The organism is Shewanella spartinae (assembly GCF_019457555.1).
Classification (GTDB): Bacteria; Pseudomonadota; Gammaproteobacteria; order Enterobacterales; family Shewanellaceae; genus Shewanella; species Shewanella loihica.
The window spans coordinates 1,849,312-1,860,789 of sequence record NZ_CP080418.1; the positions used below are offsets into that span (position 1 = coordinate 1,849,312).

Sequence of the window (11,478 nt, forward strand, 5' to 3'; positions counted from 1 at the left end):
TGGTCTTTTATTATTGTCTATGACCTTAACTTCAACTCCCGCTTCTACTGCTAGCACGGGCGAGAATCCCTATTTTCTCGCCCTGGACTATGGCACCCAAAGCGTTAGGGCCTTAGTGTTCGACCGCCAGGGACAGCTAGTGGCTAAACGTCAGCACGCCGTACAGCCCTATCGTGATGGTGCGCCTGGCGAGAGTGAACAGTCGGCCGATTATTGTTATCGCCAACTGGTGGATGTGGTCCGCGGCCTGTTTGAGCATACTCAGGTGTTGCCAGCACAAATTAAGGGGATGGCGCTGACCACCCAAAGGGCCTGCACTGTGCTGCTCGATGACGTGGGGCAGGCGATATCGCCCGTCTACATGTGGTCCGACAGACGCCTGGCGAGCGATAACCTGCCGCCCATGGCCTGGTACTATCGTCTGGGATTTTTCTGTATCGGTCTCAGTCGGCGTATCGCCTATCTGCGCCGCGCAGCTAAGGTGAACTATCTTCTAGAGCATCAAAAAGACAGGTTAGCTGCCGCCGATAAGGTGGGGCTGCTAAGCGGCTACCTCATCGGACAGATCACCGGCAGGCTAGTTGACAGTCAGGCCTCACAGGTCGCCTATCTGCCCTTCGATTATCGCCGCAAAGCCTGGGCGCATTCGCGCAACTGGCGTTGGCAGGCGCTGGCTTGCCGTCCATCGCAGATGGTGCCCTTGACCGCCCCGACCGAGCAGTTGGGCCAGGTGAGTGAGCATTTCGCCAAGGATTCTGGTTTAACACCTGGCCTTGCCGTCTATGGCGCCGGTGCCGACAAGGCCTGTGAAGTCTACGCCGCGGGCTGTGGTGAAGAGGAAATTGCCTGTATTAGCCTTGGCAGCGCGGCCATACTTGCCTGGGGCGGTGAGCGCTACCGCGAGGCCTATCGTTATCTTCCGGCTTTTCCCTCGATCGAAGCAAATGACTATATTACCGAGATCCAGCTAGAGCGAGGCTTCTGGCTGCTGAGCTGGCTCATTGAGCAGTTTGGCGCCCAGGATGTGGCCGAGGCCAGCGGGCTTGGCATCAGCCCTGAGCAGTATATCACCCAGGCTATTGGCAAGGTGCCTGTGGGCGCAGATGGTCTTTTGCTGAGCCCGCTCTGGGCCCAGGGCGTTATCTATCCAGGCCCTGAGGCGAGAGGCAGCATAGTCGGCTTTACCCCAGAGCATGGCAGGCTGCATCTATACCGCGCCACCATCGAAGGGATCCTGATGACCCTCAAACAGGGGCTGCTTCGCCTGGAAAGACTCAAGGGCTCGCCCTTCAAGGTGGTTCGCATCACGGGCGGCGGCGCCCAGAGCGACCTGGTAATGCAGATGTGCGCCGATATTTTTAATCGTCCCGTGGAGCGTTTATCGCTGCATGAAGCTTCGGGCCTTGGCGCCGCCATGTGCTGCGCCGTGGGCGCGGGGATCTACCCAGATCTCGCCAGTGCCAGAGGTCAGATGTGCCGTCTTGGTGAAAAATTCGAACCCGAGGCTGCTCATGTGGCACAATATGCCCGCGTATTTACAGCCTTCGAGGCCTTGTACCCCCAAATAAAACCTTTCTTCAAGAAGGTGAACAGGCAGTATTAAACAACAAAGAGATAGGACAGAAGATGGCAAAGGTAGCATTTTTAGGATTAGGCGTGATGGGATACCCTATGGCGGGGCATCTGGTGAAGCATGGTCATGAGGTAACTGTCTACAACCGTACTCAAGCCAAGGCCCAGGCCTGGTGTGATACCTATGGCGGTAACTGGTGCGCCACCCCAAATGAGGCCGCCAAGGGACAAGATTTTGTGTTTGTCTGTGTCGGTAACGATGACGATCTGCGCTCTGTGGTGCTGGGTGATACCGGCGCGCTGGCGGCCATGGCGCCGGGTAGCATACTGGTCGACCACACCACGGCATCGGCAGATGTCGCGCGCGAACTTGGCGCCGTGGCTAAGGCCAAAGGGGTTGGCTTTATCGATGCGCCAGTTTCTGGTGGACAGGCCGGCGCCGAGAACGGCGTGCTGACCGTCATGGTGGGCGGCGAAGCGGCCAACTTCGAGGCTGCCAAGCCAGTGATGCAGGCCTATGCCCGCTGCGCCGAGCTGCTGGGTGAAGTGGGCAGCGGTCAGCTGACTAAGATGGTGAACCAGATCTGTATCGCCGGTGTGGTGCAGGGGCTGGCCGAAGGCTTGCATTTTGCACGCAGCGCCGGTCTAGATGGCGAGAAGGTGGTTGAGGTGATCAGCAAAGGCGCCGCACAATCTTGGCAGATGGAGAATCGCTATCAAACCATGTGGCAGGGTCAATATGACTTTGGTTTCGCCGTCGACTGGATGCGCAAAGACTTAGGCATCGCTCTGGGGGAAGCCCGTCGTAACGGCTCTCACCTGCCGTTAACCGCACTGGTGGACCAATTCTACAGTGAGGTTCAGGCTCAGGGCGGACAGCGCTGGGATACCTCAAGCCTGTTAGCGCGCCTGGAGAAGAGTCGCGGCTAATGCCAGCATCTAGGTATCTATAACCTGCTTGTTAGATAATAAAAAGGACTGCCAAGCAGTCCTTTTTTGATCCTTAAGGTGTGGAATCAGACCTTAAACCGGATCGACCATGATGTGTTCAAGTTCTACGGCGGCAACCGCGTGCAGGGCATCCATGGTGGCGCCTACCAGGGAGATCTTGCCCTGGCTGGATTCGATCAACACGGCGCGATTGATCTCGCTGAAATCACGGTTATGTCTGGCCATGGCCGACAACGCCATCTGCATCGGCAGCATGGAAGGGTTGAAGGCGGCGTTTTCCGCATAGCGGCCGCAGAAGGTCTCGCCATCTCGGGTCTCTAACACTACGGCGGCATAGCTTTCACTATAGGGCGCGTAGCTCAGGCTGAGATGATCCAGCGCCTCGATGATCATAGGATCGGCGCTTTCCAGGGCAAACTCGTGTTGCTGTTTGGAGAGCAGTGGCGTCTTGATATTCAGATCGGCCGGACCGAAGGCGTAGGGCAGATAGTGAGACAAGGGCTGAGTGGCCTGCTCAGGCAGGTGGATGCGGATGGCTTGCCCCTCGACCAACTCGTTCATAAACTGGCGACAGTGACCACAGGGAGAGGCGTTGACTATGATATCTTCGATGCCAGTCTCACCGCTTAACCAGGCGTGGCTGATGGCGCTCTGCTCGGCATGGACGCTATGGAACAGGGCTTCGCCGTCCAGTTCCAGGTTGGCCCCCATGTAGATGTCGCCGCTGGCGCCCTTGGCGATGGCGCCCACATAAAACTCGCTAATGGGCGGCTTGGCAAGTGCGGCGGCGATAGGCAGCAGGGCTAACAGCAACTCATCCTGGCTCATCTGAGTGGCAGCGGCTAAGTCAGCTACCTGCTGGGCGTCCATATGCCCCACAAAGTCCTGGTTCAATAAAGGGACTAATTGATCTGCCAAAGGTTGAGGCAGTTGAGCTATGCAGTGAACAAATCTATCTTGCATGAGCTTGATCCTTAATTGTTAAGCTATTGGAAAATCATTTTAGTAACTAAGTTACCATGAAAACGGGATCTGACGCCCATTTTGATCGCCATTTCCCCCAAATCACCGCAATTTTGGCTACAGGTTGCTAAGATAATGACACAAAGCCGTCAATAACTTCTGTTTTTCTTCGTCAGCCTCTGTGTCGTTGACCAAGGTTTCCAGCTTGATCATATAGTCAGGATCATTCAGGCGTGACTGACAGAAGGTGCGCCAACGTTGCTGCTCGGTATCATCCAGGGTTTCCGGATAGTTACGGGCGCGGTAGCGAAACAGCATTTCCGGCAGACGCTCGTCATCAAAGTCTAACTCCAGCGCGGCTAAGTGTTGCGGAGCCGTATGACGTATGATCTCCATCTTGCTCTTGTCGGCGTGACTGAAGAAGCCACCGCTGTAGAGTTGCAGATCCGGATCGCTTATCTCATTGCCATGCTCGGTATCGAAGACGGCCACCAGTTTCTCTCTGATCTCAGGATGTTGACGCAGGCGTTTGTATTGGGCGCGGGCAAATTCCTTGTCTATCTCTAAACGCTGGGCGTTGCCGTCTGTAAGTGTCTTGGCGGTTGCAATAAAGGGACACTTGTTGATGTGTAGCTGTTTTAGGCCGATTGGCAGCTCGTCGCCGGCGAGATCGGCCCTTGGGGTATACATGCGCTCACGGATCTCATCGGCGCTCAGTTCAATCAGCGGCGTGACATCCATGGCCAGATTGACGCAGATGATCGCATTCTTATTGGTGCTATGGTGAGCCACCGGCGCGATCAGCGTGGTACAGCCGTGAAGGGCGCTGATCTTGGAGCTGACATGTATCAGAGGCTGCATGTTCAGCACGTCGATCTGCTTGCTCACTTCATTCTTCTTACGCAGATTGAAGTAGTAGTCGAATAGCTTTGGCTGACGCTCTTTAATCAGTTTGGCCATGGCGATGGTAGCGTACACATCTGACATGGCGTCGTGAGCCTTGTCATGGCTTAAGTTGTTGGCCTGTGTGAGGTGTTCAAGCTTAAAACTCGGGCTGCCATCCTCTTTCTCGGGCCAGTTGATGCCTTCGGGCCTTAGCGCATAACAGGCGCGCACCAGATCTATGATGTCCCAGCGGCTGTTGCCGTTCTGCCACTCCCGCGCATAGGGATCAAAAAAGTTACGGTAGAAACCGTAACGAGTCACCTCATCGTCGAATCGCAGTGAGTTATAGCCTGCCACACAAGTGTTGGGCTGGGAAAACTCGTTATTGATCCTGGCCATAAACTCTGTTTCCGGCATCCCCTTGAGATTGGCGAGCTGGGGCGTGATCCCGGTGATAAGGATCGCCTCAGGCGAGGGCAGGTAGTCGCTGGCCAGCTTACAGTAGAAGGTCACCGGCTCAGAGATGATGTTGAGATCCATATCGGTTCGAATACCGGCAAACTGAGACGGCCTGTCTTTGGCCGGGTTTGCGCCGAAGGTCTCGTAGTCGTGCCAGAAGATGCTGGGAAGGTTATTTGCAGGCATAGCGTAAGGTAGCGTGTGAATAGTGGCACTTATCATAGCACCCTAGTTTACGCCTGCACTAATTTAACGGTTTATTTTCCCTATTTGATTGAAATCGCGTCATTTTGAAGTTGGCAGCGGCTCAGTTGGCCAGTTACAATGGTCGGCTAACGAGGAATAACCCGATGTTTGAACCCTTACTGACTCAGCCACAATTTATCGAACTGACCCAGAGGCGTCAGTTGCATCTGCGTTTGCGTGAGTCGGTGAGCGATTTTAGCCTGCTGCAGACCATGGGGGGACACCTGCTCGAATGCGTGGTGACCCAGGCCTGCAGCGACAAGGGCTTGATCTTAAGATCCCATCCTTACCTTATCTGCGAGCTAGTGTCCGGGGAGGCACCTGCGCTTGATGCAGCAATGCCTCAAGAAGAGATCTTACACCGCTCCCACGGCCAGGGCTGGCGTCTGTTTAGCGCACTTGGGATCTCGCCCGTGATGTGCGCCGAAAGGTTACGTAAAGGTCTGGTGATAGCGGTTGAGACCCAGGGCGATAGCGTGTGCTTTAGGCCGCAGTTTGATCAGAAATGGTTGCTGGTGACCCTGGAGCGCGACCTGAGACTCTTCGGCGGTCCCCTGGAGCTGCGAAGAGCCAAGGCGGTACTTGCCCGGGCGGAAGATCTCAGCCAGAACGCCGAGGCGCTGCTGCTGGAGATAGGTGAGATAGAGCTGGTTCGTCAGGAGCTGGCCCATTTTGCCAATCATGGCGATGTGAAGCAGCACGGGGTGATCTTAAGCGAGGTGACCAAGGTGGATGAGCAGTTGCTACGCAAGAAGCAGTTATTGTCCCATCATTATTACCAGAAGGTACAGCGTCCTAACTGGCAGCATGCCGCCAATCAGCATGAAGATCTCGAGGCGCTGCAGCGCAAGCTGGAGTCCTATCAGCTGCTGGCACCACCCGAACTTAACCTCATGGTTGAGCAGATGTTTTTAGACGACTAGTCGGTTTATGACCCGACTAGTATTGGAATATTGTAATGAATTACCTTTGTCCTATCTGTCAGCGCACGCTGTCACTCATAGATCGCACCTGGTGCTGTGAGGCAAATCATAGGTTCGACTGTGCCAAAGAGGGTTATGTCAACCTGTTGCCGGTGCAGAAGAAGCGTTCTAAAGATCCCGGCGACAACAAAGAGATGATGTTCGCCCGGCGGGAGTTTCTCAATAAGGGCTACTATGAGGCGATGAGCGATAGGGTAAATGCCCTGGCGCAGGAATATGCCGGTGAGGCTCGTCATGGATTGGACATAGGTTGCGGTGAGGGTTACTACAGCCACAGACTGCAACAGGCTATGGGCAGCGCCGAGGCGTTTAGCCTCAGTGGCTTGGATATCTCTAAGTCTGCTCTTAAATATGCGGCCAAGCGCTATCCGGATATTCAGTTTTGTGTGGCCAGCAGCTTCGAGATGCCCTTCGCCGATCAGAGTTTTGACTTCATGTTGCGCATCTACGCGCCGTCGCAAGATGACGAGCTTAGACGCGTCGCTAAGCCGGGCGCCATACTGATCACCGTCTCGGCTGGCCCCCAGCATCACTTTGCCCTCAAGCAGGTGATCTATGACCAGCCAAGGCCAAATCCCGAGGTGGACAGCCAAATAGCGGGGTTCGAGCGTCTGCATAGCGAGCGACTGACGCAATCTATGACCATCAGCGACAGTGCGGATATTGGCCATTTTCTGGCGATGACCCCCTACAATTGGAAATTTACCGATGCGCAGCGCGCCTTGCTGACATCCAAGCCCTTGACTTGTGAACTGGATTTTAAGCTTGAGGTCTTTCGGGCCTGCTAGCTGGTTAATCCTTGTTTAATTTGTGTTTTTTATCCGCTTAAAAAAACTTAGTGTTTTTACACGAAGTTTTAGAAGGTTTTTTTGTAACAACTGACAGATATGTAAGTAAAAAATAGGATTTGCGCCTTTTAATGTTTGTTGACATACGGTCAGAATGATTTATAGTGAACTCAGCTTGAAGGTTGGGCTTAACTTTATGTGTTCAATACGACCAGTTCGTCCTGTTAACATAAGTAATACCGGCATTTTCCAGCTCTACTGCCGTTTAAGGCTTTATTTTATTTAGTTACAGGATTTATATCATGTCTCAAGTTACTGGCGTTGTTAAGTGGTTCAACTCTGACAAAGGTTTTGGTTTTATCGAGCAAGAGTCTGGCCCAGACGTTTTCGTACACTTCCGTGCGATCAACTCTGACGGTTTCAAAACTCTAGACGAAGGTCAGAAAGTGCAGTTCACTGTGACTCAAGGTCAAAAAGGTCCACAAGCTGAGAACGTAACTGTTATCTAAGCTGACCTTTGGGTAACTCAAGGTTACCTAAAAACAGAATTCCAAGAGCTGTGATGAGTATCACAGCTCTTTTTTTGTCTGCAATTTCCCGCAAAGCCCATTCTTGAAGCCTAATCCACGGCTTATCTTTCATGCTTGATTTTCGCTTCCGCGAATTTACGATACGAGTCGAGGATTCGTTACCAGTTTTCGTTGCCAGCGTCAGGTTTCAGCCTCTGGTGCCAGCTACCAGTTTCGGCCCCCGGCTCCAGCATTGGGAGGCTAGGGCAAAAGAGCGAGTGAGAGACGAAGAGAGTAAAGAGTTAGAGAGTTGAGAGTTAAAGAGTAGAGGCGGTCAGCCTAAGCGCAGCAGTTAGTTAGCGGGCACGGCATAGGCGCCGTGCCTTAAGTGACACTCTGTATTAGTGCCACTTTATCTCAGTGACATTCTGGCTTAAGTGTCACTTTATATGCGTGACACTCTGTATTAGTGTCACTTTATCTCAGTGACATTCTGGCTTAAGCCTGTGAGAACAGCTTGTCTTCCAGGGTGCGGCCTCGTTGAATGGCCCGGTAGCGCCAGTCTTGGCGATTGAAGAGGGCGAACAGCTCGGTTTCCAACGCGAAGCCTGCCGTGACCTGATAGTGGATCACAAACTCCTTGCTCTGACTGGATTTCACCGATATGACCTGAGGCAGTGCCTCTAGCGCCGCCATCAGCGCCTCGTCGTCGCAGCTCTGCATAGTCAGGGTCAGGTATTCGTCGGCCAGCTCGTCCTGAATCGAGATAGATTGATTCAGCACGCCTTTATCCAGATAGAGCACCTTGTCACACAGCTTCTCCAGCTCCGCCAGGTTGTGTGAGCTGATGACGAAGGTGGTCTTGCCTATCTGAGCGCGCACTAACTCACGTATCGCCTTGGCGTTGGCGGGATCCAGCCCAGCGGTCGGCTCATCGAGCAGTACCAACTCGGGAGAACCTATGAGTGCCTGGGCAATCGACACCCGCTTGCTCATGCCATGGCTAAGAGAGGAAGGCTTTTGCGCAGCGACCTCAGCCAGATCAACCAAGGCCAACACCCGCTGGCACTCCTGGCGCGCCGCGGCAGCGTTATAGCCTTGTAACTGGGCAAATAGCTCCAGCTGCGCCGCTATGGTGAGGTTAGGATCGAGCCGCGCATCCTGGGGCAGGGCGGCAACCTTACCCAGGAGCGCCGTGCTGCCAGGGGCATGTCCTAAGATCTCCACAGCTCCCTCTGTAGGGCGAATATAGCCACACAGCAGCGAAAACAGGGTTGTCTTACCCGCACCGTTGGGGCCGACCAAGGCGATTGGCTGGCCAGCACTAAGTTCCAGGTTGATGTCGTTGAGTGCGCGTTTACTGCCGAACTGCTTGCTCAGCGCCTTACAGGTGATTAGCTTCATAGTGCGATCCTCGCCATATAACTTCTTCCTAATAGCAGGAGTACACCGGCCTGAAGCAGGGGAATGGCTGCTATGGCAAGGCTGCTCAGGCCCTTGGTATTAATCATCATATCGAGCTGGGCACCGGGCACCAGCCATTGCAGGATGTTACTGAGTCCAGGTAGATAATAGGAAATGATGCCGTTGGCTATTGTGCTACCCGCCAAGAACAACACAGCATAGATGCTCGCCTGTCTCGCCGAGTTGGCGTGCAGTGACAAGATTGCCATCATGGCGGTAAAGGGGGCCAGGACGATCATGATATTGATAAACACCAATACCCCCGAGCCCATGGCGGCCCACACCAAAGCCGTGTCGCGATAGGCCACCAGTAATAGTGTCGCCACCAGAGTGAGTATCAGCAGTAACGCCTGGATCAGCAGATAGCCAGTGACCCGACCGAAGAACAGGGTGTCGCGGCTGACTCTCAGTGTGAGGAAGCGAAAGCTGCCTCTGGCCTTGTCAGAGGCAAACTGATCGGCGCCCACAAACAGGCTGAAGATGGGGAAGAGGTAGAGCGCGGCGACCCATAAAATGGCCATCTCGGCCACGTCCCACGAGAGCAGTTCTCCCACATTGGCGGCGCCAAATACGCCCTCGAGTAGCTGCTTAAAGTCAGGCGAAAACAGGTAGATAGAAGCCTGCCTTATGGGGTACCAGAGGATGAGGCACCAGGTTAGCGCAAAGGTGGCCAAGCCTATCATGCCTCTTGTACTAAAGAGGATTTTTTTCAGTTCGAACCTGGCCAACACCAAGGCTGCGTTCCATGAACTGCGCGGAGTAAGATTATCCAAAGATGATTCCTTTATCATGTTAATGAAGGCTCAGCCTAACATTCATCTGTTTGTCTAAATGTTTCAGATTGTTGTTAAATTTTGCCTAAGAGCTCGGCAACTTGCTGTTTTAGCTCGGCGACTTGCTGCTCGAGCAGCGCGACGCGCTCCACAAGCTCATCATTTGCCTGGCTACTCGCTTGTGCTGGCTGCGTTGCCAGTTGAGTATCGAGCTGCGCCTCGGCCTCGCTGATGAGTTCGATAAAACGCGATTCGCGCTTACCCGGCTCTCTAGGTAGCTGACGAACCAACGCCGGCTCCATCTGCGCAAGGATGTTGAGGGCTTGCTCGACCTGGGCGACATCGTTAAAGCCATATAGGCGGTTGCTGCGGGTTCTCAGCTCACCTGCGGTCTGCGGTCCTCTCAACAGCAAGAGACAGATGATGGCGACCTTGTCTTCGCTCAGCTGGAGATCGCTAAATTCTGTGTTGCAGAATCTGTGCTTGTATTTGACGACGCGCGAGCCGAAACCACTCTGTTCGGCCACCAGGCGTTTCTTCGCCAGAGAGTCCAGCGCGGCCTGGGTATCAGCTTCCGACAGGTTCATCACAGGCTCGCGGCTCGATTTTTGGTTACAGGCCAAAGTGAGGCCGTTGAGGGAGAGGGGATATTGCTCTGGCGTCGTCTTCTCTTTTTCCAGTAGACAACCTATCACACGCGCTTCATGGGAGGTGAGTTTCATGATTTTGGTACCCAGATAAAAAAAGCATAGCCCTGTTATAACAGAGCCATGCTTTTATGCAAAGACAATCAGAGGCTTGGCGCTTTCGCTGCCTAACTTCTATTCAGTCAGGCGGATACCGTCTGCCTCGATGGCGATCTTCTGCTGCTTGTAGAGGCCGCCGATGCTCTTCTTGAAGGCCTTCTTACTCATGGCAAGCTCGGCGTAGATCACCTCGGCATCTGTCTTATCGGTGAGGGGCAGGAAGCCGCCAGCCTGGTTGAGTTTCATCAAGATGGCGGTGGCGTGCTTGTCCAGCTCCTCTTTGGCGCCGCGCTGCAAGATCAGGTCGATCTTGTCATCACTTCTGACGCGCTTGATGAAGCCTTTGATGCGCTGACCAAACTTGAGGGGTTGATATACCTCATTCTTATACAGCACACCCCAGTGGCCATTGTCGACGATGGCCTTGTAGCCAAGGTCTGTGGTGCCGGCGATGATCAGGCTCACCTCTTGGCCGTTGCGATAGGGCGGTGGCGTGCGGTCGAGGAACTTGTCTATCTTCGATGAGGCCACGATGCGATCGTCGGCGCTGTTAACATAGACATAGACCAGATAGGAGCGTCCCACCTCGATCTCCCTGTGCTGCTCACCGAAGGGCAACATGAGATCTTTATCCAGGCCCCAATCCAAGAAGGCGCCGTAAGGACCGGTCGCGACTGCCTTAAGGTAGGCAAATTGGCCTACCTGCGCCTTGGGACGCTTGGTGGTGGCGATCACCATATCTTCTGAGTCCAGATAGAGGAAAACCTCGACGCTATCGCCTACTTCGCAGCCTTGAGGGGCAACTTTATTTGGCAGTAATACCTGGCCGAATTCATGGGCATTTAAGTACACCCCAAAATCGACGCGTTTGACGATCTCTAAGGTGCAGCGCTTTCCTATCTCTATCATGTGGTTCTCTATGGATAATGGCTTAGATGTGAAATGTGGCGATTATAGTGGAAATCTTGCCAAGATGCTTTAGCCTAAGCAGTTTATTCTGAAGTGAATGACATTAATTTTGGCTCAGGGGCGAGTGAGTCAGATAGACTCCAACGGCTGACAGTGTGGGAACCCGGTAAACGATAGGGCCGACTGTCTGTTTAATACCCGGCTGTTGAGCGAATTTACTGTAAAAAACG

General features: G+C 53.8%; 12 protein-coding genes. 5 read left to right on the forward strand and 7 right to left on the reverse strand.

The window, feature by feature from the left end; genetic code table 11:
- Positions 1-19 precede the first annotated feature (19 nt).
- On the forward strand, positions 20-1,603 hold the full coding sequence (locus tag K0I31_RS08340; protein WP_220080514.1) for an FGGY-family carbohydrate kinase: 1,584 nt from the start codon (positions 20-22) through the stop codon (positions 1,601-1,603).
- A 23-nt stretch (positions 1,604-1,626) separates the two neighbouring features.
- Entirely contained in the window at positions 1,627-2,502 is an 876-nt protein-coding gene (locus tag K0I31_RS08345; protein ID WP_220080515.1) for an NAD(P)-dependent oxidoreductase, read from the forward strand.
- A gap of 93 nt (positions 2,503-2,595) precedes the next feature.
- Here the strand turns inward: K0I31_RS08345 and cdd are convergent, their stop codons facing one another.
- Complete coding sequence (gene cdd / locus K0I31_RS08350; protein WP_220080516.1) at positions 2,596-3,486, reverse strand: cytidine deaminase; 891 nt, start codon at positions 3,484-3,486, stop codon at positions 2,596-2,598.
- A 117-nt stretch (positions 3,487-3,603) separates the two neighbouring features.
- Positions 3,604-5,016, reverse strand: a complete 1,413-nt coding sequence (sbcB, locus tag K0I31_RS08355) for an exodeoxyribonuclease I (RefSeq protein ID WP_220080517.1) — start codon at positions 5,014-5,016, stop codon at positions 3,604-3,606.
- Between the two features lie 164 nt (positions 5,017-5,180).
- Here sbcB and K0I31_RS08360 point away from each other — a divergent pair, with 164 nt between their 5' ends.
- From K0I31_RS08360 to K0I31_RS08370, 3 genes are all read left to right on the forward strand, one after another.
- Positions 5,181-5,999 carry a hypothetical protein gene (locus tag K0I31_RS08360; RefSeq protein ID WP_220080518.1) on the forward strand — a complete coding sequence of 273 codons (819 nt, stop codon included), beginning with the start codon at positions 5,181-5,183 and terminating at the stop codon, positions 5,997-5,999.
- Between the two features lie 35 nt (positions 6,000-6,034).
- Complete coding sequence (gene rlmA, locus K0I31_RS08365; RefSeq protein WP_220080519.1) at positions 6,035-6,847, forward strand: 23S rRNA (guanine(745)-N(1))-methyltransferase; 813 nt, start codon at positions 6,035-6,037, stop codon at positions 6,845-6,847.
- A gap of 302 nt (positions 6,848-7,149) precedes the next feature.
- Positions 7,150-7,356 carry a cold-shock protein gene (locus K0I31_RS08370; protein WP_011865413.1) on the forward strand — a complete coding sequence of 69 codons (207 nt, stop codon included), beginning with the start codon at positions 7,150-7,152 and terminating at the stop codon, positions 7,354-7,356.
- Here the strand turns inward: K0I31_RS08370 and K0I31_RS08375 are convergent.
- From K0I31_RS08375 to K0I31_RS08395, 5 genes are all read right to left on the reverse strand, one after another.
- Entirely contained in the window at positions 7,349-7,489 is a 141-nt protein-coding gene (locus tag K0I31_RS08375) for a hypothetical protein (protein ID WP_220080520.1), read from the reverse strand. The two genes, K0I31_RS08370 and K0I31_RS08375, sit on opposite strands and share 8 nt — an antisense overlap.
- A gap of 365 nt (positions 7,490-7,854) precedes the next feature.
- The gene (locus tag K0I31_RS08380; RefSeq protein ID WP_220080521.1) at positions 7,855-8,760 is read right to left on the reverse strand and encodes an ABC transporter ATP-binding protein; all 906 of its coding nucleotides are present in this window, start codon (positions 8,758-8,760) and stop codon (positions 7,855-7,857) included.
- The gene (locus K0I31_RS08385; RefSeq protein ID WP_220080522.1) at positions 8,757-9,611 is read right to left on the reverse strand and encodes an ABC transporter permease subunit; all 855 of its coding nucleotides are present in this window, start codon (positions 9,609-9,611) and stop codon (positions 8,757-8,759) included. The genes K0I31_RS08380 and K0I31_RS08385 overlap by 4 nt, the downstream gene beginning before the upstream one ends.
- 56 nt (positions 9,612-9,667) lie before the next feature.
- On the reverse strand, positions 9,668-10,315 hold the full coding sequence (locus K0I31_RS08390; RefSeq protein WP_220080523.1) for a YceH family protein: 648 nt from the start codon (positions 10,313-10,315) through the stop codon (positions 9,668-9,670).
- Positions 10,316-10,414: 99 nt separating this feature from the next.
- On the reverse strand, positions 10,415-11,248 hold the full coding sequence (locus K0I31_RS08395) for a CvfB family protein (protein WP_220044929.1): 834 nt from the start codon (positions 11,246-11,248) through the stop codon (positions 10,415-10,417).
- Between the last annotated feature and the right edge of the window lie 230 nt (positions 11,249-11,478).